Annotated in this window: 21 protein-coding genes; 14 read left to right on the top strand and 7 right to left on the bottom strand. The window is 64.1% G+C overall.

Annotated features, from left to right (window positions below; all coding sequences use genetic code 11):
* Positions 1–846 carry an ABC transporter ATP-binding protein gene (locus ACQ4W0_RS01710; RefSeq protein ID WP_436575202.1) on the top strand — a complete coding sequence of 282 codons (846 nt, stop codon included), beginning with the start codon at positions 1–3 and terminating at the stop codon, positions 844–846.
* Positions 843–1,715, top strand: a complete 873-nt coding sequence (locus ACQ4W0_RS01705; RefSeq protein ID WP_436575201.1) for an ABC transporter permease — start codon at positions 843–845, stop codon at positions 1,713–1,715. The genes ACQ4W0_RS01710 and ACQ4W0_RS01705 overlap by 4 nt, the downstream gene beginning before the upstream one ends.
* Here ACQ4W0_RS01705 and ACQ4W0_RS01700 read toward each other — a convergent pair whose 3' ends face one another.
* On the bottom strand, positions 1,716–2,603 hold the full coding sequence (locus tag ACQ4W0_RS01700) for an HTH-type transcriptional regulator ArgP (RefSeq protein WP_436575200.1): 888 nt from the start codon (positions 2,601–2,603) through the stop codon (positions 1,716–1,718).
* 144 nt (positions 2,604–2,747) lie between these two features.
* Here ACQ4W0_RS01700 and ACQ4W0_RS01695 point away from each other — a divergent pair, with 144 nt between their 5' ends.
* From ACQ4W0_RS01695 to ACQ4W0_RS01675, 5 genes are all read left to right on the top strand, one after another.
* Complete coding sequence (locus tag ACQ4W0_RS01695; RefSeq protein ID WP_436575199.1) at positions 2,748–5,177, top strand: penicillin-binding protein 1A; 2,430 nt, start codon at positions 2,748–2,750, stop codon at positions 5,175–5,177.
* A 4-nt stretch (positions 5,178–5,181) separates the two neighbouring features.
* Positions 5,182–5,805: a trimeric intracellular cation channel family protein gene (locus ACQ4W0_RS01690; protein ID WP_436575198.1), complete on the top strand. Its 624-nt coding sequence runs from the start codon at positions 5,182–5,184 to the stop codon at positions 5,803–5,805.
* 96 nt (positions 5,806–5,901) lie between these two features.
* Positions 5,902–7,806, top strand: coding sequence for a beta-propeller domain-containing protein (locus ACQ4W0_RS01685; protein ID WP_436575197.1), 1,905 nt, complete (start codon positions 5,902–5,904; stop codon positions 7,804–7,806).
* A 49-nt stretch (positions 7,807–7,855) separates the two neighbouring features.
* Positions 7,856–8,422 carry a sigma-70 family RNA polymerase sigma factor gene (locus tag ACQ4W0_RS01680; protein ID WP_436575196.1) on the top strand — a complete coding sequence of 189 codons (567 nt, stop codon included), beginning with the start codon at positions 7,856–7,858 and terminating at the stop codon, positions 8,420–8,422.
* Positions 8,419–9,201: a hypothetical protein gene (locus ACQ4W0_RS01675; protein ID WP_436575195.1), complete on the top strand. Its 783-nt coding sequence runs from the start codon at positions 8,419–8,421 to the stop codon at positions 9,199–9,201. The genes ACQ4W0_RS01680 and ACQ4W0_RS01675 overlap by 4 nt, the downstream gene beginning before the upstream one ends.
* 6 nt (positions 9,202–9,207) lie before the next feature.
* Here the strand turns inward: ACQ4W0_RS01675 and ACQ4W0_RS01670 are convergent, their stop codons facing one another.
* Complete coding sequence (locus tag ACQ4W0_RS01670; protein WP_436575194.1) at positions 9,208–10,353, bottom strand: MFS transporter; 1,146 nt, start codon at positions 10,351–10,353, stop codon at positions 9,208–9,210.
* A 284-nt stretch (positions 10,354–10,637) separates the two neighbouring features.
* On the opposite strand from ACQ4W0_RS01670, the gene ACQ4W0_RS01665 reads away from it, so the two are divergent.
* From ACQ4W0_RS01665 to ACQ4W0_RS01635, 7 genes are all read left to right on the top strand, one after another.
* Positions 10,638–11,420: a gamma-glutamyl-gamma-aminobutyrate hydrolase family protein gene (locus tag ACQ4W0_RS01665; protein WP_436575193.1), complete on the top strand. Its 783-nt coding sequence runs from the start codon at positions 10,638–10,640 to the stop codon at positions 11,418–11,420.
* A gap of 56 nt (positions 11,421–11,476) precedes the next feature.
* Positions 11,477–12,847 (top strand): glutamine synthetase family protein, encoded by a 1,371-nt coding sequence (locus tag ACQ4W0_RS01660; RefSeq protein ID WP_102121276.1) that lies wholly within the window; start codon positions 11,477–11,479, stop codon positions 12,845–12,847.
* Positions 12,848–12,857: 10 nt separating this feature from the next.
* On the top strand, positions 12,858–14,318 hold the full coding sequence (locus ACQ4W0_RS01655; protein ID WP_436575192.1) for an aspartate aminotransferase family protein: 1,461 nt from the start codon (positions 12,858–12,860) through the stop codon (positions 14,316–14,318).
* 133 nt (positions 14,319–14,451) lie between these two features.
* Entirely contained in the window at positions 14,452–15,600 is a 1,149-nt protein-coding gene (locus tag ACQ4W0_RS01650; protein WP_436575191.1) for an ABC transporter ATP-binding protein, read from the top strand.
* A 7-nt stretch (positions 15,601–15,607) separates the two neighbouring features.
* Positions 15,608–16,537, top strand: a complete 930-nt coding sequence (locus ACQ4W0_RS01645; RefSeq protein WP_436575190.1) for an ABC transporter permease subunit — start codon at positions 15,608–15,610, stop codon at positions 16,535–16,537.
* Positions 16,534–17,385 (top strand): ABC transporter permease, encoded by an 852-nt coding sequence (locus tag ACQ4W0_RS01640; RefSeq protein WP_436575189.1) that lies wholly within the window; start codon positions 16,534–16,536, stop codon positions 17,383–17,385. The genes ACQ4W0_RS01645 and ACQ4W0_RS01640 overlap by 4 nt, the downstream gene beginning before the upstream one ends.
* Before the next feature lie 30 nt (positions 17,386–17,415).
* Positions 17,416–18,903 carry an aldehyde dehydrogenase gene (locus tag ACQ4W0_RS01635; protein WP_436575188.1) on the top strand — a complete coding sequence of 496 codons (1,488 nt, stop codon included), beginning with the start codon at positions 17,416–17,418 and terminating at the stop codon, positions 18,901–18,903.
* Between the two features lie 54 nt (positions 18,904–18,957).
* Here ACQ4W0_RS01635 and panB read toward each other — a convergent pair whose 3' ends face one another.
* The 5 genes from panB to hda form a co-directional block, all read right to left on the bottom strand.
* Positions 18,958–19,833 (bottom strand): 3-methyl-2-oxobutanoate hydroxymethyltransferase, encoded by an 876-nt coding sequence (gene panB / locus ACQ4W0_RS01630; RefSeq protein WP_436575187.1) that lies wholly within the window; start codon positions 19,831–19,833, stop codon positions 18,958–18,960.
* Between the two features lie 110 nt (positions 19,834–19,943).
* Positions 19,944–20,432: a 2-amino-4-hydroxy-6-hydroxymethyldihydropteridine diphosphokinase gene (gene folK / locus ACQ4W0_RS01625; RefSeq protein WP_436575186.1), complete on the bottom strand. Its 489-nt coding sequence runs from the start codon at positions 20,430–20,432 to the stop codon at positions 19,944–19,946.
* Positions 20,432–21,808 (bottom strand): polynucleotide adenylyltransferase PcnB, encoded by a 1,377-nt coding sequence (gene pcnB, locus ACQ4W0_RS01620; protein WP_436575185.1) that lies wholly within the window; start codon positions 21,806–21,808, stop codon positions 20,432–20,434. The genes folK and pcnB overlap by 1 nt, the downstream gene beginning before the upstream one ends.
* A complete protein-coding gene (locus tag ACQ4W0_RS01615; RefSeq protein ID WP_436575390.1) occupies positions 21,801–22,472 on the bottom strand; it encodes a histidinol-phosphatase in 672 nt (223 codons plus the stop codon). Before ACQ4W0_RS01615 ends, pcnB begins: the two co-directional genes overlap by 8 nt.
* Complete coding sequence (gene hda / locus ACQ4W0_RS01610; protein ID WP_034788687.1) at positions 22,472–23,140, bottom strand: DnaA regulatory inactivator Hda; 669 nt, start codon at positions 23,138–23,140, stop codon at positions 22,472–22,474. The genes ACQ4W0_RS01615 and hda overlap by 1 nt, the downstream gene beginning before the upstream one ends.
* Positions 23,141–23,192: the final 52 nt, after the last annotated feature.

The following is a 23,192-nucleotide window of genomic DNA, read 5'->3' as shown; positions in this document are numbered from 1 at the left end:
ATGAACGCACCCGCTTTTCACCTGGTACGCCCGCCCGCGACGGTGGTGCCCTTGCTCAGCGTCAAGAATGTCAGCCTGGAGTACCGCACGGAGCAGCGCACGGTGCGCGCCACGCATGACGTCAGTTTCGACGTGTTTCGCGGCGACCGTTTTGTGTTGCTAGGGCCATCGGGCTGCGGCAAATCTTCGCTCTTGAAAGCCGTGGCCGGTTTCATCGCGCCGCGCGCGGGCAGCATCGCCATGCAGGATAAGATCATCACGAAGCCGGGGCCGGACCGTGTCGTCGTGTTCCAGGAATTCGACCAGTTGCCGCCGTGGAAGACGGTGCTGGAAAACGTCATGTTCCCCTTGCTGGCCAGCAAGCGGCTGGACAAGGTGGCGGCCCGCGAGCGCGCCCATCACTGGATCGCCAAGGTGGGCCTGGCCGGCTTTGAAGATGCCCATCCGCATACCTTGTCGGGCGGCATGAAGCAGCGGGTAGCCATCGCCCGTGCGCTGGCCATGCAGCCGGAAGTACTGCTGATGGACGAGCCGTTTGCCGCCCTCGACGCCTTGACCCGGCGCAAGATGCAGGAAGAGCTGAACCGCTTGTGGGAAGAGCTGCGTTTTACCCTCGTGTTCGTCACGCATTCGATCGAGGAAGCGCTGGTGGTGGGTAACCGCATCCTGCTGCTGTCGCCCCATCCTGGCCGCGTGCGTGCCGAGCTCAACAGTCATCAATTCGGCTTGCACAGCGCCGGCAGTGCGGAATTCCAGGCCGCCAGTAGCCGCATCCACGGCTTGCTGTTCGATGAAGACGCAACGGCTGCCCCGCAAGCAGCCAGTGCGCAGCGGGAGGCCGTATGAACGTGCTGCTGGAGCCGCCCATCCGCCAGGAATTTGTGTATGCGGCGCCACCGCCGGCCGGCGTCACCGTCGAGCAGCCGCTGTCGCGCTGGCAGCGCTTGAGCCAGCACGCGCTGTGGCGCAAGGTCTTGATTTTGCTCAGCCTGGCTTTGCTGTGGGAAGGCGCGGCGCGCTGGACGCAGAACGATTTATTACTGCCCAGTTTTCTGCAGACGGCGCAGGCGTTCATCGGCGGCATCGCCAGCGGAGAATTGCTCACGCGCACGGCCGCTTCCCTGGTCGTCTTGCTGCAAGGCTATGCGGTGGGTGTGCTGGCCGCCTTCGTGCTGACCTTGCTGGCAGTGTCCAGCCGCCTTGGGCGCGACGTGCTGGAAACCCTGACAGCCATGCTCAATCCCTTGCCTGCCATTGCCCTGCTGCCGCTGGCCCTGCTGTGGTTCGGCCTGGGGCGCGCCAGCCTGATCTTTGTTATCGTCCACTCCGTGATGTGGCCGCTGGCCCTGAACACGTATGCTGGCTTCCAGGGCGTGCCCGAAACCCTGCGCATGGCGGGCCGTAATTACGGGCTGAACGGATTGCGCCTGGTGCTGCACATCCTCGTGCCGGGCGCCTTGCCCTCCATCGTCTCGGGCCTGAAAATAGCTTGGGCGTTTGCCTGGCGCACCCTGATCGCAGCCGAACTGGTATTCGGCACCACCTCGGGGCAGGGTGGTCTGGGCTGGTACATTTTCCAGAACCGCAACGAGCTGTACACGGACAAGGTGTTCGCGGGCCTGGCGGCCGTCATCGTGATTGGCTTGCTGGTGGAAAACATCGGCTTTCGCAGCCTGGAACGCGTCACCTTGAAACGCTGGGGGATGCAGCGATAGTTATTTCAGCATGGTGCGCGCCGCCGCGATGATGTGCCGCGACAACTGCTCCATGCGCGGCGACTGCACTTTCCACGTGTGCCAGTACAAGGCCACGTCGGCCGGTGTCTTCGGCGTGAGCATTTCCACCAGCTCGCCATCCGTATTCGCTTTCAGCAGCAGCTCCGGCACCATGCCATAGCCGAGGCCGTAGCGGATGGCGTTGAAGTGCGAGGTGGCGCCCGGCACATAATGGCAAGGATAGGCCCCTTCGGGCAGCCCCAGCGCCTCTTGCAGGAACGACGATTGCAAGGTGTCCTTGCGCGTGTAGGCGACGACGGGCGCCGTGCGCGCCGCCTTGCGCGTCAGGCCGTGCGCGAACCACTGCTGGCGGAACGCGGGCGTGGCCACCAGCCAGTAGCGCATCACGCCCAGCGGCTCGGCCGTGCAGCCGCGCATGGGCTTGGGCTCGGTGCTGATGCAGCCAATCGCCATGCCCGTTTCCAGCAAGGTGTAAGTGTGGTCCTGGTCTTCGACGGTCAGGTCCAGCAGCACGCGTTCGCGTATCAGCACCTCGGACAGGGCGGGGAAGAACCAGGTGCCCATCGAGTCCGCGTTCAGCGCCAGCACCAGGGTCAGCGGGGCATCCTGCTGCACCGCCAGCTCCGCCTTCAAATCTGCTTCCAGCAGCTTGGCCCGCTTCAGATACTGCATCAACCGCTGGCCCATGCGCGTGGCGCGCGCAGGACGGCTGCGCACGATCAAGGCATTGCCCAGCTGGCTTTCCAGCGCCCGCACGCGCTGCGAAATGGCGGGCGAGGTCAGGTGCAGCTGTAGCGCCGCCTGCTCGAAGCTGCCCGTTTCAACGACGGCGCGGAACGCTTCCGTGTGCTTGGGATTCAGGTTCATGGTGCGCGCCTAATATAAGAAAAATTTATCAATACTAAATAATACTTACTTTTCATAAGGATAGGTGTGTTGCGGTGCACAATGTTTCTTTGATGGAGTGCCGCGTACCCGTATGCGGCCTCCTGGCAGCAAGGAAATACCACCATGGAAGCACAAACGAACGACACGACCGCCCGCAAGCAGCCTTCGAAGCTGGCGCGCAATCTGAAATTCGGCCTGGGATTGACCCTGGGCCTGGGCATGGCCGCCGCGCTGGCGGGCGGCTGGTGGCTGCGCCAGGCCTGGCAGAACTTGCCGGCCGTCGAGCATCTGGCCCAGTACAAGCCTGCGCTGCCGCTGCGCATTTTTTCCAGCGAAGGCGAACTGCTGGCCGAATACGGCGAAGAGCGCCGCGAATTTTTGCCCTTGAAAGACATCCCGCTGCGCATGCGCCAAGCCTTGCTGGCCATCGAGGATGCGCGTTTCTACGAACACGGCGCCGTCGATTTCTATGGCTTGACGCGCGCCACGCTCGCCAACGTCGTCACGGGTCACCACGCGCAGGGCGCCAGTACCATCACCATGCAGGTGGCGCGCGATTTTTTCCTGTCGCGCGAAAAAACCGTGCAGCGCAAGCTGACGGAGATGCTGCTCGCCTACAAGCTGGAACAGCACTACGGCAAGGACAAGCTGCTGGAACTGTATATGAACCAGATTTACCTGGGCGAGCGTTCCTACGGCTTTTCCGCCGCCTCGAGCATTTATTTCGACAAGCCCTTGGCCGAGGTCAGCATCGCCGAAGCGGCCATGCTGGCAGGCTTGCCGAAGGCGCCGTCGGCCTATAACCCCGTCGCCAATCCTCAGCGCGCCAGCGTGCGCCAGCACTACATCCTGCAGCGCATGCGCGAACTTGGCTACATCACGCCAGCCGAATATGACGCCGCCGTGGCGGAAAAGCTGGCCCTGAACAAGGACCGCAACAGCTCCGTGCATGCGGCCGCGTATGCGGTCGAGGAAGCGCGCCAGCTGATCCTGCAAAGCTATCCGGAAGGCGCCTACAGCATGGGCCTGGACGTGACGACCACCATCCGCATGGCGCCGCAGCGGGCGGCCGACAAGTCGCTGCGCGATGGCTTGCTGAACGCGCAGGCGCGCCGTGGCTATCGTGGCCCGGAAGCGCGCCTGGCCGCCTCCGCAGACAGCGTGGCGCGCCAGCTGGCCGCCTATCCGGACAGCGGAGAATTGCGCGCCGCGCTGGTGCGCACGGTCGGGACGTCGGGCAAGCGCCAGCTGACGGCGCAGCTGCGCAATGGCGACGAGATCGTGCTGACCGCCTCGGATGCGCGCCTGGGTGGCAAGCTGCAATGGGATGGCAAGCGCGCCATCGTTGAAAACAGCGTGATTCGCGTGGTGCACGACGGGGCAAAGAACCGCTGGCTGGTAAGCCAGTTGCCCGAGATGGAAGGCGCGCTCATTTCCGTCGATGCACACAGCGGCGAAATCGTCGCCATGGCGGGCGGCTTCGATTTCTACCGCAATCACTACAACCACGCCACGCAGGCGTACCGCCAGCCCGGTTCCAGCTTCAAGCCCTTCGTGTATTCGGCGGCGCTGGAAAAGGGATATTTCCCCGGCACGGCCGTGGACGACACGCAGCGTCTGCTGCTGCCGCAGGAAACGGGCGCGCAGCCCTGGCGCCCGCGCAATTACGGCAACAACTATGAAGGTTTCATCAGCGTGCGGCGCGGCCTGGTGCGCTCGAAAAACCTGGTGGCCGTCAGCCTGATGCAGGCGGCCGGCCCCGGCTACGTGCAGCACTACGCCACGCGCTTCGGCTTCGAGGGCGCGCGCAATCCGGTTTCCCTGCCGCTTGCCTTGGGCGCGGGCGCCGTCACGCCGCTGCAGCTGGCGCAATCGTATGCGGTGTTCGCCAATGGCGGCATGCAGATGCCGCCCAAATTGATCAAGGAAGTGCGCAGCCGCAGCGGCGAAGTGCTGTTCAGCGATGCGGCGCCGCGTCCGAAAGGCGCACCGGTGCCGGGCACGCAAGTCATCTCCACGCGCAATGCCTACGTCATGGACAGCATGCTGCGCGACGTCGTCAAGAGCGGCACGGGACGCGGCGCGCTGGCGCTGGGAAGGGGCGACGCGGCCGGCAAGACGGGCACGTCGAACAATGCGTATGACGCCTGGTTCGCCGGCTATTCCTCGGGCCTGGTGTCCGTCGTCTGGCTCGGCTACGACCAGCCGAAAAGCCTGGGCAACGCCACGGGTGGCACCTTGGCGCTGCCCGTCTGGCGCGAATACATGCAGGTGGCCGTGCAGGGCCACCGCGAGCAGGTGCTGGCCGAACCGCCAGGCCTGGCACTGCTCGACGGCGACTATGTGTATGCCGAGTACCTGGCCGGCGACTGCCTGAAGGATAACTTTGCCTTTATCCACAGCAGTGTCAGCTGCGGCAGCGGCGATGCAGATACGCGCATGGCGCACGGAGACGCTGGCAATGGCGGCTCCAGCACGGGCACGAGCGAGGCACGCACCCTGAGCGAAGCGCGCGAACGCGAACAAATTCTCAAATCATTTTCGGAAGAGTAAGAGCATGCTGCTATATACGATTTACCTGGTGGCGATTGTCGCCGAAGCGATGTCCGGCGCCATCATGGGCATGCGGCGTGGCATGGATTTGTTCGGCATCTGCATGATCGGCACCGTCACGGCGCTGGGCGGCGGCACCGTGCGCGATGTGCTGCTGGGGCACTATCCGCTGGGCTGGATCGCGCATCCCGAATACCTGTTGTTTACCATCGGCGCGGCTGTCGTCACGGCTGTCGTGGCGCGTTACCTGCACCATTTGCGCACGGTCTTCCTGCTGGTCGATGGACTGGGCCTCGTGGCGTTTTGCGTGATTGGCTGCGACATCGCCATGTCGGCCAAGATGCACCCGGCCATCGTTGTGCTGGCGGGGATGATCACGGGCGTCTTCGGCGGCCTGCTGCGCGATATCCTGTGCAACCAGATTCCCCTCGTGCTGCAGCGCGAAGTGTATGCCACCGTGGCTCTGTTTACGGGCAGCCTGTACGTGGGCCTGCTGTACTTCAAGGTCGACAGCTCCGTGGCGCAGCTGGCGTCCATCGGCGCCGGTTTCCTGTTCCGCTTCCTGGCGTTGCACTTCGAGTGGCGCTTGCCGAATTTTAATGGCGACCGCATACGCGGTTTTGAATAAGGCAGCAACGTCGTCATTATTTTCACGCGTATTTAACCCCTTTTTCTGCGCCGCTGCGTTTCATGTTGGACACCCCAGCCAACCGGAGAAGAAGCGATGTCCAGCGCCCTCAAGATCACCCTGATACTGTCCCTGCTGCTGTCGGCAGGCTGTCACGCCGCCGACACGGCGCCGCGCAAGACCCTGGCGCCGTTCGCCAGCGAGCAGGCCTTGAGCAGCTATTTGCAGCAATTGCAGGCGCGCCAGGCGGCGCTGCAAAAGGAGCAGCAGAAACTGCAGCGCGCCACGGCGCAGTATTCGGCGCAGTACACGGCGGCGGCGCCCGCCCCTGCCGCGCCGATGGTGGCGAAAGCCGCGCCGGCAGCATCGGCAGAGGAGGCGGAATCCGTCACCAATGTGCAGACGGCGGGTGTGGACGAAGGCGGCATCGTCAAGCTGCATGGCAAGCACCTGGTGATGCTGCGGCGCGGCAAGCTGTTTACGGTGGCGGTGGGGGGCAATGCCTTGCAGCCCGTCGCCGCGCTCGACGTGTTCGCGCCAGGCAGCGATCCGTCGGGCAGCTGGTATGACGAGATGCTGATCGATGGCGATACGCTGGTGGTGATCGGCTACAGCTACAGCCGTGGCGGCACGGAAATCGGCCTGTTCGACATCGATGCGGATGGCAAGCTGGCCTACCGCGCCACGTATCACTTGCGCTCCAACGATTACTATTCCTCGCGCAATTACGCCAGCCGCCTGATCGGCAGCAAGCTGGTGTTCTATTCGCCCCTGTCGCTGAACTTGCACCGGGGCGACCCCTTTGTCAGCTTCCCGGCGCTGCGCCGCTGGCGCCCTGACGCCGTTCCATCTGACTTCAAGCGCATCGCCCCTGCCACGCGCATTTACCGCACCGATGAAGAGCCCGAACCGGGCGCCGGCCTGACCCTGCACACGGTCACCGTGTGCGACCTGGCGCAGCGCGACATGCGCTGCGAAGCGACCGCCGTGATGGGGCCGCAGGGCCGCGTATTTTATGTGTCGGGCGAGTCCGTATTCGTGTGGACCACGCGCCGCGGCCGCGACTCGGGCGTGTTCCGCATTCCCCTCGATGGTTCGGCGCCCAGCGCCCTGAAGGTGGCGGGGGCGCCCGTCGACCAGTTCTCGTTCCTGGAAAGCCTTGATGGCCACCTGAACGTTTTGCTGCGCGCCGAAGGCCAGGGAGACGCCATGTGGGATGGTGTGCGGGGCCGCGGCGACATGGCTCTGCTGCGCGTGCCATTGACGTCGTTTTCCGATGGCCGCGACAGTGCGCCCGCCAGCAGCTACAAGCCGCTGCCCGGTGGTGGCGGCTACGGTCTGCAGAACCGCTATGTGGGATCCTATCTGTTGTACGGCAATCCGGGCAATGGCGGCCGGCGGCAGGCGGACCAGGCCTGGCCACGCCAGCCCCTGTATGCCGTGCGCTGGGCCGATGCGGGCAGCGTGCAAGCCTTGGCCCTGCCACACGGCGTGGAGCGCATCGAGGCGCTGGGCAATGATGCCGTGGTGATCGGCGCGCAGGGCAAGGATCTGCATTTCAGCAGCATCCGCCTGGGAGCGCAGGCGGCGATTGCCACGCGCTACATCCGCGCCGATGCGGCGCAGGGCGAGTCGCGCAGCCACGGCTTTTTCTACAAGCCGCAAACGGCCAGCGAGGGCATGATCGGGTTGCCCATCCTGGGCGCGGACGAGCGGCCTGGCCTCAACAAGTCAGCCGCATCCGTGCTCTATCTGCGTAACAGCGGCTTGCAATTGACGGAACTGGGCGCGCTGGCCGCGCGGCCTGGCCAAGTATCAGCAGCGGACGACGGCTGCCGCGCTTCCTGCGTGGACTGGTATGGCAACGCGCGGCCCCTGTTCCTGCAGGGCCGGGTCTTCGCCCTGCTCGGCTATGAAGTGGTGGAAGGGGCGCTGAAGGACGGGCAGATCCGTGAAGTGCGCCGCGTCAGTTATGCGCCCATTGCGTCCACTGCACGCTGAAGGCGTAGGGGAATTGTCGCTGCCGCGTAGTTCGGCTACACTGGTCCGCATGCCCGATACTTTACTGACCGCGACGGATGAAGACCTGATGCTGCGCTACAGCGCCGGCGACCTGCCGTCGTTTCGCGAATTGTACCGGCGCCATAGCCAGGGCCTGTACCGCTTCGTGGCTTGGCGTGCACCGCGCCGCGCGTGGGTCGACGAAATCGTGCAGGACGCGTGGGCCAGCCTGCATGCGGCGCGCACGGGCTACCAACCGCAGGCGGCTTTCCGCACCTATCTGTACCAGATCGCGCGCAACCGCCTGATCGACCTCCTGCGCCAGAGGGAAGGGCAGGAACGAGGGGAAGCCGGCGAGCTGGCCGACGAGGGCGCATCGCCGCCGCAGTCGCTGGAGCAGAAACAGCAGCATGCGCTGCTGCATGCTGCCATCGCGGCGCTGCCGGCCGAGCAAAAGGAGGCGCTGGTGCTGCAGCAGTTCAGCGGCATGAGCATCCTCGAGATCGCCGTGGTGACGGGGGCGGAAGCGGAAACCGTCAAGAGCCGGCTGCGCTACGCCATGCAGAAATTGCGCGCGGGCTTGGACAGCGCCGCTGGCGCGGGAGGGCAGGCATGAATACGCACGATACAGATCATCAAGATGATCACGACGAAGAATTGAACGCGCTGCTGGCCAGTTTGCCGCAGCCCGCGCCTTCCAGCGCGCTCGATGCGGCCATTTTGGCGGACGCGGAAACGGCCCTGCACAAACCGGCGGCCGCGAACGACAGCGCCGATGGCGTACTGCGCACCTTGCCCGCCAAGAAATCCCCGGATTATCTGCAGCGCTGGCGCATTCCGCTGGGCCTGGCCGCGGCCGTGCTGCTGACGGTAAACCTGATCGGCGTGGACTGGTTCGGCTCGAAGCCGGCGCAATTCCCCGTGGTCGGGGAGCCGGTCACGCAGGAGGTGATGCCGGCTGCGGCGCCAGTGCCGCAGGCTGCCGTCTCCACGGCGCCCGTGCAGGCGCCAGCACCGGCGCGAGTGTCAGCGCCAGCGCCGCGCGCCATGGCCGCAGCCAAGCCGGCGCCGCCGCCTGAACTGGCGCCGCCGCCAGCCACGGACATGCAGCGGGCAATGGAGCAGCAAGCCGCCATGCAGGCCGAGTCCAGCCCGCAGCGCCAGGCACCGGTGCAGCGCGCGCTGGCCATGCCCGCTCCCGTCGTAGCAAAGTCGGCTCCGTTGCCGCCGCCGGTCAGGCTCGATGCTGGCGTATGGCTGGTGAAGATCGACGCCTTGTTAAAAGCGGACGAAGCGGCGCTGGCGCAGGAGGAATGGGCTGCGTTCCGGCAGGCGTATCCCGACTATCCTGTGGCCGAGGAGCTGCGGCAGCGCCTGGAAAAAATACCGAAGTAGCGCGCGTTACACGATCCCCTTCCTGCGCTCCCACACGGCGCTGCCGACGAAAATGGCGCAGCACACCCACATCACGGCCGGCAGGGCGTTCACGCCCACCGATTGCATCAAGACGCCCGTCAGCAGGGGGCCGCCGCCACTGGTCACGCCCCAGGTGGCGTTGACGATGGCGCTGGCGCTGGTCAGCGACAGACCCGTGAAGCGCTCGCCGCAGGCCACCAGCGCCAGCATGTAGATGCCGCCTGCCGCTGCGCCCAGCAACAGTAGCAAGGTCCACCACAGCCACGGCGTGCCGACTGCGAACGGCAGCAGCGGCAGCAGCAGGCAGACGGCCACGCCGCAGCCTGCGTGGACCCTGGCGCGGCCGAAGCGGTCTGCCATCCATCCCAGTGCGAACTGCAGACCGGTGTCGCCTACCAGCACCACGGTGGCCGACAGCAGGGCCAGGTCCGTGCTGATGCCGTGCTCCATCGCGTACAGCGGCAACAGGCTCAATGCCAGCGTATCGAACAGGGCGAAGAAGGCGGCGCCCAGCACGATCATCGGCATGCGCGGCAGGATCAAGCTCCATTTCACGCCATGTTCTTCCGGCTCGCGTTCCGGGCCGCCGTTCGAGATCAGCATCAATCCTGGCACGGCCAGCAAAAACAGCAGGCCGCAGGCGGCGAAGCTCCAGCTGATCTTGTCGTTGAACAGGGCCACCAGGGCGGGGCCGATCAGCTGGAAAAAGGTAAAGCTGGTGGTATACATGGCTACCACGCGTCCCCGCGAATTGTCGGGCGCCAGACGGTTGACCCACGCTTCGCCGATGGTAAACAGCACGCCCATGGCGCCGCCGAACAGGAAGCGCAGCACGCTCCACGCCAGCAGGTGGTCGTTGAACTGCATGGCGATCGTCGCCAGCGACGCCACCCACACGGCGCCCAGCATGGTGGCGCGCGCGCCGAAACGTCCCACCCAGCACGAGACGAAGGGCGAGGCGGCCAGGATGCCGAGTGCGCTGACGGCCGTGATCATGCCGATGATGTCCGTGCCCACGCCGCGCTGGTGCAAGGTCAGGGCCGTGAGCGGCATGGTGGCGCCCAGGCCAAGGCCAACCACGCCGATGCTCACCACGAGGGCGAAGAAATCACGCCATGGCATGCTCTTCATGGCTGCCCCCGCAGGGTGAAAAAGGAGTTTTGGAAGGCTGGAAAACGGTGTGGATGCATGGGAAAGTAGGGGACTTTGCCTGCGGCGCTGGTGTTTGGCGCCGGACGGGCATATGATGATTTTAATAAAGGCAAGATTGCAAAGCCGTAGTGTAGGCGATGTGTGCCGCCGCTGGCCATGCCCATCAGTGTGGCCGCCCCTGCCGGCTCTGCTGTACAGTGAAGCGAGCGGCAGCGCTGTCATGGCGCTGTCATTGGATCGTCACGCCAGCGAGGTAGCACTCTATGCGCCGTCCCATCGTTCTCGTCCCCGCCTGCCAGCGCCAGCTGGGAAACCATGCCTGGCACATGGCGCAGGACAAATACCTGCACGCCGTGCTGCACGGCGCCGGCTGCATGCCGCTGCTGCTGCCTGCCCTGGGAGCTGACGCGGACCTGGACCTGGACGCGGCGCTGCAGATCGCCGATGGCATCATGCTGACCGGTTCGGCCTCGAACGTCGACGCTCGCCTGTATGGCGAAGACATCCTGCATCCCGACCTGCCGCAAGACCCCGCGCGCGACGCCACCACCTTGCCGCTGATCCGCGCCGCGCTGGCGCGCCAGCTGCCCTTGCTCGCCATCTGCCGCGGCTTCCAGGAAGTCAACGTGGCCCTGGGCGGCAGCCTGCACCAGGCCGTGCATGCGGTGCCGGGCATGATGGACCACCGGGAGAATGGGCTCGATCCCCTGGCGCGCCAGTACGCGCCCGCGCACCGGATCAAGTTGATGCCGGACGGCCTGTTGTCACGCCTGCTGGGTGGCGAGAGCGAAATGATGGTCAATTCCCTGCATGGCCAGGGCATCGCCCGGCTGGCCGATGGCTTGCTGGTGGAAGCCCTGGCAGACGACGGCCTGGTGGAGGCCTATACGGTGGCCAGCGCCGCCGGTTTTACGCTGGCCGTGCAATGGCACCCCGAATGGCGGGTGGAAGACAATCCGCAGTCCATGCGCCTGTTCGGCGCTTTTGGCCAGGCGTGCCGCGATTTCCAGGAACAGCAGCACAGAAAGAATGACCGGACAGGATGACAGGCGCGCCGCACCAGCACCGCGCGGCGCTTGATTAATACCAGCGAGAGGGAAACATGGCAATACGCGAAAATTTCACCTATACGGATATGGATTTGTGGCTCAATGAAAAGCGCGTCACGGAAATCGAATGCCTGGTACCCGACTTGACGGGCGTGGCGCGCGGGAAGATCCTGCCGCGCGGGAAATTCACCCAGGAGCGCGGCATGCGCATCCCGGAAGCCGTGCTGGGCATGACGGTGACGGGCAATTACCCGGTCGACGACGGCGGCTACGACCGCGCCATTTCCAGCACCGACCGCGACATGATTTTAAAGGCCGATCCCACCACCATTACCATGGTGCCGTGGGCCACGGACCCCACCGCGCAAGTCATCCACGACTGCTATTTCGCCGACGGCATGCTGGTCGATTTTGCTCCAAGATCTGTGCTGCGGCGCGTGCTGAAACTGTATGCGGACAAGGGCTGGAAGCCCGTGGTGGCGCCCGAGCTGGAGTTCTACCTGACGGCGAAAAACACGGACCCGGACTTGCCATTGAAGCCGCCCATCGGCCGCAGCGGCCGGGCCGAGACCAGCCGTCAGGTGTACAGCATCGATGCCGTCAATGAGTTCGACCCCCTGTTCGAGGATATCTACGATTACTGCGAATTGATGAACCTAGACGTCGACACCTTGATCCACGAGATCGGTGCGGGACAGATGGAAATCAACTTCCTGCACGGCGACCCTTTGGGCCTGGCAGACAAGGTCTTTTTCTTCAAGCGCACCCTGCGTGAAGCGGCCTTGAAACACGATATGTACGCCACCTTCATGGCCAAGCCCATGGCGGGCGAGCCGGGGTCCGCCATGCATGTGCACCAGAGTGTCGTCGATGCGAAGACGGGACTGAACATCTTCAGCAACGACGATGGTTCGGCGGCGCCCATCTTCAAGCATTATATTGCGGGCTTGCAGCGCTACATGCCGTCGGCCATGGCCATCGTCGCGCCCTACGTGAATTCCTACCGCCGCATCGTGCGCCACACGGCCGCACCCATCAACATCCAGTGGGGCCTGGACAACCGCACGGTGGGTTTTCGGGTGCCCGAGTCGGGCGTGCAGGACCGCCGCGTGGAAAACCGCATCATCGGCGCCGACGCCAATCCCTACCTGGCGCTGGCCGTGACGCTGGCCTGTGGATATCTGGGCATGACGGAGCAGCTGGAAGCGACGCCGATGATGGTGGGCAGCGCCTACGACATGAAATTCGAGCTGCCGCAAGGCTTGCCCGAAGCCCTGCAACTGCTGCGCGCGGAAGACAAGCTGCGCACGGTGCTGGGCGATCGCTTCATCGACGTGTATGCGGCCATCAAGGACCTGGAGCACCAGGAGTTCATGACGGTCATCAGCCCCTGGGAGCGCGAGCACCTCTTGCTGCACGTATAAAGGATCACCTATGAGCACAACCAACAATCCACTGGCGCCCAGCGCCGCCCTGATCGCCTCCGTGGCGCAGAAAAACGCCGTGCCGCAGGTGTATGACACGGCCGCCATCCAGCAAATGGACTCGGCCCACTACCTGCACCCATTCACCGATTTCCAGGACCTGGCATCGAAAGGCGCCAGGGTGATCGTGCGCGGCGACGGCGTTTACCTGTGGGATAGCCAGGGCAAGAAAATCGTCGACGGCATGTCGGGCCTGTGGTGCGTGAACGTGGGCTATGGCCGCACCTCGATTTCGCAAGCCGTATATCGGCAAATGGAGACGCTGCCCTTCTATAACAGCTTCTTTGGCACGACGAACGTGCCGGCCGCGCAGCTGGCGGCCAAGCTGGCGCAGATCTCGCCGCCGCAGTTCCAGCACGTGTTCTTCACCAGTTCCGGCTCGGAGGGCAACGACACGAATGTGCGCATGGTGCGCCGCTACTGGGATATCCTCGGCTACCAGGAGCGCCACACCATCATCAGCCGCCACAATGCCTATCACGGCAGCACGGTGGCGGGGGCGTCCCTGGGCGGCATGGATGGCATGCACGCGCAGGGCGGCTTGCCGATACCGGGCATCGCGCATATCGGCCAGCCGAATTACCTGGAAGCGGGCCACGGCATGACGCCCGATGAGTTCGGCCTGAAGGCGGCCGGTTGGCTGGAAGACAAAATCCTGGAAATCGGCGCCGACAAGGTGGCCGCCTTCATCGGCGAACCGGTGCAGGGCGCCGGCGGCGTCATCATCCCGCCATCGACGTATTGGCCCGAGGTCCAGCGCATCTGCGACAAGTACGGCATCTTGCTCATCGCCGATGAAGTCATCTGCGGCTTTGGCCGCCTGGGGCGCTGGTTCGGCTCCGAACTGTTCGGTATCAAGCCCGACCTGATCACCTTTGCCAAGGGCGTCACCTCGGGCTACGTGCCGCTGGGCGGCGTGCTGGTGGGGGACAGGGTGGCCAAGGTACTGATCGAGCAGGGCGGCGAATTCACGCATGGTTTTACCTATTCGGGCCATCCTGTCGCTTGTGCGGCGGCCCTGGAAAACATCCGCATCATCGAGGAAGAACAGCTGGTGGCGAAAGTGGCCGAGGATACGGGACCGTACCTGAAACAGTGCTTCGCCAGTCTGGGCGAGCATCCGCTGGTGGGCTACGCGGACAGCTGCGGCCTGGTCGCGGGACTGAACCTGGTGCGCAAGAAGGGCGCCACCGTGCACGACAACGAACTGTTCGACGAAAGCCAGGGCGTGGGCATGCTCTGCCGTGGTCACATGTTCGACAACGGCGTCATCATGCGCGCCGTGGGCGAGCGCATGATCGTCGCCCCGCCCCTGGTCATGACGCGCGCGCAGATCGATGAAATGGTGGCGTTGATACGGCTGTGTTTGGACAAGACGCATGCGGATGTGAAGGCGAAGGGCTGGGTGTAGGTTTTTGCCCCATTTTGCCGCCATCTGCGCGATTTTTGGACCGCAATGGCGGCATTTCCGCTAAACTTCCATCTTGGCCGCTCCTGTAGCGGCCAGTTTTTCATTTTGACACCCTCTACCAAAGCATCCACACATGACGATAGCAACACCCGCCGCGTCGGCCAGCGACGCCCAAGCGCCTTTCTTGCTGATTGATCAGCTGGTCAAGGAATTCGATGGCGTGCGCGCCGTCGATGCGATTTCCGTGACGATCAACCAGGGCGAGATTTTCGCCCTGCTCGGTAGTTCAGGTTGCGGCAAGTCGACCTTGCTGCGCATGCTGGCTGGCTTCGAGACGCCGACCTCGGGCCGTATCGCCCTGGCGGGCAACAGCATCGTCGATGTGCCGCCGCACCAGCGTCCTATCAACATGATGTTCCAGTCGTATGCGCTGTTCCCGCATCTGTCCGTGTGGGATAACATCGCCTTCGGCCTGCGCCGCGACGGCTTGCCGAAAGCGGAAGTGGTGGCGCGCGTCGAGCAGATGCTGGCGCTGGTGCAACTGGGCCAATACGCCAAACGCAAGCCGCACCAATTGTCGGGCGGCCAGCAGCAGCGCGTGGCGCTGGCGCGCAGCCTGGCCAAGCGTCCGCAGTTGCTGCTGCTCGACGAGCCGCTGGGCGCGCTCGACAAGAAACTGCGCGAGCGCACGCAGATGGAGCTGGTCAACATCATCGAACAGGTGGGCGTGACCTGCGTGATGGTCACGCACGACCAGGATGAAGCCATGAGCATGGCCACGCGCATCGCCGTCATGAGCGAGGGACGCATCCTGCAGGTGGGCGCGCCCGGTGAAATCTATGAAACGCCGAACTGCCGCTTTGTCGCCGACTTCATCGGCAGCGTCAACCTGTTCGAGGGGCGCATCACGGAAGATGAACCCGATCACGTGGTCATCGACACGCCCGACGGCCGCCAGTATGTCGCGCATGGCATCACGGGCAACCTGGGCATGGATGTCTCGGTGGCCGTGCGCCCCGAAAAAATCGGTATCCAGATCGACCCACCTACATTGGAAGAGCGCGCGTCGGCGGCCGAACACGGCTACAACTGCGCCCAGGGCGTGATCGTCGCCATGGCGTATTTTGGCAATGAAACCAGTTACCATGTGCGCCTCGACAGCGGCACGGTGGTGAAAGTCTCGCGCACCAACGCGGCCCGCCACGACGCCGCGCGCCTCGAGCGCGAGCAGCGCGTGTGGGTATGGTGGGATGGCGCCGACATCGTCGTGCTGACCAGCTGAGGCCATCATGACGTCCCTCCTGCAATCGCTGCGCCACTTCGTCACCTTGCGCTGGCTGACGGGCCGCAACGCCGTCATCGCCGTGCCGTCGCTGTTCCTGACTGCCGCTTTCCTGGTGCCTTTCCTGATCGTGCTGCGCATCAGCCTGTCCGACATGGACACGGCGGGCAGCCCGTTCGGCGGTTTGCTATCGTACGTCGACGGCATCGTCGTGCTGAAGGTAAAAATTGCCAACTATCTGTTCATCGCCGCCGATGAGCTGTATTTGCTCACCTACCTCAGTTCCATCAAGTACGCGGCCATTACCACCGCCATCTGTCTGTTCATTGGCTACCCATTCGCCTACTTCATGGCGCGCGCCAGGCCGTCCATCCGGCCCGTGCTGATGATGCTGGTAATGCTGCCGTTCTGGACCTCGTTCCTGCTGCGCGTGTATGCGTGGAAGGGCATCCTCGCCAACCATGGCCTGCTTAACGACCTGCTGATCGCGCTGGGCTTCGTGCAGGAACCGCTGCACATGATGAATACCTCGTTTTCACTGGTGGTCGGCATGGTGTACGCCTATCTGCCGTTCATGATTTTGCCCCTGTATGCCAATCTGGTGAAAATGGACATGCGTTATCTCGAAGCGGCGGCCGACTTGGGCGCCACGCCCCTGCAGGCGTTCTGGCGCATCACGGTGCCGCTGTCGAAGTCGGGCATCATCGCCGGCGCCATGCTGGTGTTCATTCCTTCCGTGGGCGAATATGTGATTCCCGAGCTGTTGGGCGGCCCGGAAACCCTGATGATCGGCCGCGTGCTGTGGGATGAATACTTCACGAATAACGACTGGGCCATGGCGTCGTCGGTGACGGTGCTGGTGGTCTTGCTGATCCTCGTGCCGATGGCCATTTTTAACAAATACAAGACGGACCAGGACGCGGAGGAGCGCACATGAACGGACGTACCTTTTTACAGCGCTGGTTCGGCCGCGGCTGGCTCTCGCTCGGCTATCTGTTCCTGTACCTGCCCATCATCGTGCTGATCGTCTTTTCGTTCAACAGCTCGCGCCAGGACATGGTGTGGAGCGGCTTTTCGCTGCGCTGGTACAGCGAGTTGATGAGCGATACGGAAATCATTTCCGGCTTCGGCCTTTCCCTGAAGATCGCCTTCATGTCGGCCACGTCGTCCGTCATCCTTGGCACCTTCGCCGCCTTCGCGCTGACCAATTACCAGCGCTTCCGTGGCCGCACCCTATTTTCATCCATGGTCAGCGCACCGCTGGTGATGCCGGAAGTGATCATCGGCCTGTCGCTGCTGCTGATGCTGGTGTCCATGCAAAAGGTCTTCGGTTTCCCCGAACGGGGCGTGCTGACCATCTGGCTCGGGCACACCCTGCTGGGCATGGCATATGCGGCCGTGGTGGTGCAGTCGCGCCTGCAGGAAATGAGCAAGTCGCTGGCCGAAGCGGCCATGGACCTGGGCTGCCGCGCGCACCAGGTATTCTTCCTCGTGACCCTGCCGAACATTACGCAAGCCCTGGCCTCGGCCTGGCTGCTGACGTTTACCCTGTCGCTCGACGACGTGGTGCTGTCGGCCTTTTTGTCCGGCCCCGGTTCGACGACGATGCCGCTGGTGATCTTCTCGCGCGCGCGCCTGGGGCTCGATCCGCGCGTCAACGCGATTGCCGCGCTGACCATCCTGGTGGTGACGCTTGCCGTGATCGCGTATGCCGTGATGCTGGCGCGCGCCGACCGGAAACGCCGCAAGCAGATGTCTGCGGCCTATTCGCCAGACCAGGAGTAAGCTGCTCTTAAACTGACACAGGAGACGACCATGACGGAAAACACCAGCTGGCATGCGCGGGCCGCAGCGCTCACGATCGATGGACGCGCCTTCATCAATGGCGAACGGATGGGGGCGAGGTCTGGCCAGACTTTCGACAATCTCTCGCCCATCGATGGCCGTCTCTTGGGCCAGGTGGCCCGCTGCGACACGGCCGATGTGGATGCGGCCGTGCTGGCCGCCCGCGCCGCCTTTGATGACCGTCGCTGGGCAGGCAAGTCGCCCGCACAGCGCAAGCGGATATTGATCAAGTTCGCCGACCTGGTACAGCAATACGGTCCCGAGCTGGCCTTGCTGGAAACCCTGGATATGGGTAAGCCGATCAAGTACAGCCAGAGCGTGGACGTGGGCGCCGCCGCCAACTGCCTGCGCTGGTATGGCGAGGCAATCGACAAGGTCTACGATGAAATCGCGCCGACGCCCGCCAACAGCCTGGCCCTGATCACGCGCGAACCGGTCGGCGTCGTCGCCGCCATCGTGCCGTGGAATTACCCGATGATCATGGCCGCCTGGAAGATAGCGCCGGCCCTCGCGGCCGGCAACAGCGTGATATTGAAGCCGTCCGAAAAATCGCCGCTGACGGCACTGCGCCTGGCCGACATCGCGCTGGAAGCGGGCGTGCCGGCGGGCGTGTTCAACGTGCTGCCAGGTTACGGCCATGAGGCCGGCGCCGCGCTGGCGCTGCACATGGATGTCGATTGCATCGGCTTTACGGGTTCCACGCGGACGGGAAAATTGATCGTGCAGATGGCGGGCCAGTCGAATTTGAAACGGGCATGGACGGAGCTGGGCGGCAAGTCCGCCAACATCGTCTGCGCCGATTGCCCTGACCTGGACAAGGCCGTGGCGGCCGCCGTCGGTTCCATCTTCTTCAACCAGGGCGAAAGCTGCAACGCGCCCTCGCGCCTGTTCGTGGAGGAGTCGATCAAGCAGGAATTCCTGGCCAAGGCACTAGCCATGCTGCCCCGCTTCCAGCCCGGCGACCCGCTCGACGAAGCCACCGTCATGGGCGCCATCGTCGACGCCACCCAGATGAACACGGTGATGGGCTATATCGCGGCCGGCAAGAACGAAGGCGCGCAGCTGCTCGGCGGCGGCGACGCCGTGCGCGCGGAGACGGGCGGCTACTACGTGCAGCCGACCATCTTTGGCGTGGACGCCGGCATGACGATAGCGCGCGAAGAGATTTTTGGGCCTGTGCTGTCCGTGCTGGGCTTTACGGATATCACCGAGGCCATCAAACAGGCGAACGCCACGCCGTACGGCTTGCAGGCGGCCGTGTGGACGTCCGACATTAGCAAGGCGATCCAGACGGCGCGCGCTCTGCGCGCCGGCACCGTGCACGTCAACCAGTACGACGGCGATGACATCACCGTGCCGTTCGGCGGCTACAAGCAGTCGGGCAACGGGCGCGACAAGTCGCTGCACGCACTGGACAAGTACACGGAGTTGAAGACGACGTGGATACAGGTGGGATAAAACGAAGCGCTGTCGGCCTGGCGCGCAGCGCGCAAGCCGACAGGCGGAATCACATCAGAAGCAGTGTTCCAGCGCCGGGAAGCTGCCATCCTTGACGGCTTGCACATAGCCGGTGACGGCGTCGTCGATGCTGGCCGCGCCTTCCATGAAGTTGCGCACGAAGCGCGCCTTGCGCCCTGGGAACACGCCCAACATGTCGTGCATGACCAGCACCTGGCCCGAGCAGTCGGGACCGGCGCCGATGCCGATGGTGGGTATCGTCAGCATGTCCGTCACTTCCTTGCCCAGCTGCGACGGCATGGCTTCCATCAGTACGATGGCGGCGCCCGCGTTTTGCAGCACCAGCGCATCGTTCTTCAGTTCCGCCGCGCTTTCCGTGCTCTTGCCCTGCACTTTATAGCCGCCCAGTTGGTGCACCGATTGCGGCGTCAGGCCGATGTGGGCGCAGACGGGGATGCCGCGTTCGGTGAGGAAACGGACGATCTCGGCCAGCCAGGCGCCGCCTTCGATCTTGATCATGTGCGCGCCTGCCTGCATTAGGATGACGGCATTCGCGTAGGCTGTTTCGGGCGTGCCATATGCGCCGAACGGCAGGTCGGACATGATCATGGCCGACTTGGCGCCGCGCGCCACGGAAGCCGTGTGATAGGCCAGTTCGGCCACGGTGACGGGCAGGGTGGAGTTGTGGCCGTTGCAGACCATGCCGAGCGAATCGCCGATCAGCAGGATCTCCACGCCGCAGCGGTCCATCAGGGACGCGAAGCTGGCGTCATAGCAGGTCAGCATGGTGATCTTTTCACGGGCGGCGCGCAGCGTGGCCAGCGTGTGGATGGTCACGGCCTTGTTGGCGACAGGCTTGGATGGCGTCGGCGCCGGTGTGGCGGCCTTGTCTTTTGCGGCCAGATCTGTTCCTTGCAAATAAGCGGACATAGGTATTCTCTAGAGTGAAAGGGGTACGACGCCGCTAGTGTAGTACTTTATGCGGCGCGCTGCAGGAGCGGCATTGTAGAGGATGGGAGCGAGATGGGGCAGAGCTGGGGTCAGAGCTGGCTGATGGCCTGGTCAGTGACGCTTGCCAGGTAGTCCTGCGCGGGCCCGAGTCCGGGCACGACGATGGCGGGCGCCAAGGCCAGCAGCGGTACCAGCACGAAGGCCCGTTCGGTCAGGCGTGGATGCGGCACCGTCAGGGTGGCGCTGGCGATCTGCGCGTCGCCGTACAGCAGCAGGTCCAGGTCGAGGGTGCGCGGGGCGTTGCGGTAGGGCCGTTCGCGCCCGTGCGCCGCCTCGATGGCGTGCAGGGCCAGCAGCAGCTCTTCGGCCGGCAGGGTGGTCGTGATGCGCGCCACCGCGTTGATGTAGTCGTCACCGCTGGAAGCTATGGGCGCCGTGCGGTAGCTGGCCGAGGCGTCCAGCAAGCTGGCCCCGGGCAGGCGCGCCAGGCGCGTAATGGCATCCTGTACATTCGCGCGCGCATCGCCCAGGTTGGCACCGATGCCGATGTAGGCGGTGACCGGTGGAAGTGCGTCCATTATTCGTCGCCGGTGCTGCCCGTGGTGTTGCTGCCGCCCGTGCCGGTCTTGCTGCGCGTGCTGCGGCGTGGCGGACGCTTCTTCTTGACGGCGCCCGGTGCTGCATTCGCCCTGACGAGCAGCGCTTCGCGCGTTTCCTCGTCGCCCTCATAAAAGGCCGTCCACCATTCGCCGATCTCCATGTCGATCTCGCCCGAGGCGCAGCGCAGCAGCAGGAAGTCGTAGCCGGCGCGGAAGCGCAGGTGTTCCAGCAGTTTATGCGGCGCCTTGCCCACGCGGCGCTCGAAGCGGGGCTGCATCGACCAGATGTCGCGCATGTCGGAGCCGATCTTGCGCTGCAGCGCCAGTTTTTCCGTTTGCGAATCAAGCACGTCGTCGGCCGCCAGGTGCAGCGCGGGGATGGTCGACTCGCCGGCGGCGCGGTAGGCCGTCCATTTTTCCAGTACCTGGTGCCACAGCAGCGAGGCAAACAGAAAGCCCGGCGATACGGTCTTGCCGGCGGCGATGCGTTGATCCGTGGCGTCCAGCGCCAGGGTGACGAATTTCGCGCCCAGCGGCTGTTCCAGCACCACGTCGAGCAGCGGCAGCAAGCCGTGATGCAAGCCTTCCTTGCGCAGCTGCTGCAGGCAGGCCAGCGCGTGGCCGCTCATCAGCAGTTTCAGCATTTCGTCGAACACGCGCGGCGCCGGCACGTTGTTGATCAGCGGCGCCATGATGGGAATCGGCGCGGCCGTGTGCGGCTCGATGGTGAATTTCAGCTTGGCGGCGAAGCGCACCACGCGCAGCATGCGCACGGGGTCTTCGCGGTAGCGCTCTTCCGGCTTGCCGATCATGCGCAAGGTCTTGGCGCGGATGTCTTCCACACCGCCGTGGTAATCGAGCACTTCCTGCGTGGCCGGGTTGTAGTACATGGCGTTGATGGTGAAGTCGCGGCGCAGCGCATCTTCGTGCTGCAGACCGAAGGTGTTGTCGCGCAGGACGCGGCCATGTTCATCCTTGGGCGCGGAGTCGGCACCGGCGCCGCGGAAGGTCGTCACTTCCAGCAAATCCTGGCCGAACATCACATGCACGATCTGGAATCGCTTGCCGATGATGAAGGCGCGGCGGAACAGGCGCTTGACCTGTTCCGGTGTGGCGTTGGTGGCGATGTCGAAGTCTTTCGGCTTCACGCCCAGCAGCAGGTCGCGCACGGCGCCGCCGACGACAAAAGCTTCGAAGCCCGCTTCCTGCAGGCTGCTGGTGACGCGGATGGCATTCGACGACACCAGTTTCGGGTCGATTCCGTGTTGCGCGGGACCGAGCACGATGGGTGCCGTGGTGTCGCGCGCTGCCTCTTTTTTAACGCCGAGGATCTTGCGGATGAATTTTTTAATCATTGAATAAGTGGAGTGATGGCCAGCCGTGGAGGGATGCGTGTGCGCTCAAAGCGGTGTTGGGATTGGTCGCGACAGGGTGGGTAACGACGGACAGCAAGGGAATGTCGTTGTGTGAATCGCTGTAAAAGTAGCTGCGCTCGAACTGCCCCAGCTCCTTGCCCATCTTTTCCAGCCAGGCGTGGGTGTGGGTCAGCTTGCCCGCGCCCAGTGTCGGCGTGCCCAGTAGCTTGCCAGTGACATTGCCTTCGGCGTCGTATTCGGGCATGGCGGCCAGCAGGTGCTCGACACCCAGCGCATCTGCGATGGGCTTGGTGATGAAATGGTTGGTGGCCGTGACGATGGCCAGCAAATCGCCCGCATCCTGGTGCTGCTTGAGCAAGGCCACGACTTCGGGGCGGATCGCCGGCAAGACCACTTCGGCCATGAATTGCCGGTGCAGCGCTTCCAGGCGTTCGCGTGGAAACTGCGCCAGCGTGCCGAGGGAAAATTCCAGGTATTCCACCGGGTCCAGGGTGCCGGCCTGGTATTGCGCGAAAAATTCGTCGTTGCGGCGGGTGAATTCGGCGGCGTCCACGGCACCGATGCGTACCAGGAATTCGCCCCACTCGTGATCCGAGTCGATGGGCAGCAGGGTGTGGTCGAGGTCAAACAGGGCCAGATTCATCATTCTTTCGCTTCCGCCTGCAGCAACTCGCGCAACAATGGCAAGGTGATCGGGCGTTGGGTTTCCAGGGAGTAGAGGTCGAGAGAGTCCAGCATCGTCGACAGCGAACGCATGTCGCGCCGGAAATGGGACAGCAGATAGGGTAACACGCCCGGAGATAAGGTCAAGCCGCGGGTGGTGGCCGCTTGGGTCAGGGCGGCGATTTTTTCATCGTCGGTCAAGCCGTGGATTTGATAGATCAGACCCCAGCCCATGCGCGTGCGCAAGTCTTCGCGCACGGGCAGCACGGCCGGCGGCACGGCGCCGCTGCACACCATGTAGGCTTTGTTGGCGCGGATTTCATTGAACAGGGCAAAGGCATCGATCTGCGCCAGCGGCGAGAGTTTTTCACAGTCGTCGAGCAGGTACAGGTCCACGTCAGGCGAATACACGAATTCGGACTCGATCGAGAACGGCGAAATATAGCGCGCGCGCTCGGTGCTGGCCAGGGCCTTGAGCAGATGGCTCTTGCCGGCGGCCAGTTCGCCCCACAGATAGGCAAAATGTTCGCGCGAGGTGCGCGCGGCGAACTGGCGCATCAGCTGCGCCACTTCGGCATTCTGTCCCACCTCGAAGGTATCGAGGCTGTGCGCCTGGTCTGTGCCTAAATCGAGCACCAGTTGTTTCATGGCGTACGCCTTGTCCTGTTTTTCATTACTGCGTATGCGTCGTCGTCGCTGT

Origin of the sequence: Janthinobacterium breve (assembly GCF_051380895.1) — a bacterium.
GTDB lineage: Bacteria > Pseudomonadota > Gammaproteobacteria > Burkholderiales > Burkholderiaceae_D > Janthinobacterium.
Note: the sequence above shows the minus strand (reverse complement) of the source record. Positions and strands in the feature narration are given on the sequence as shown.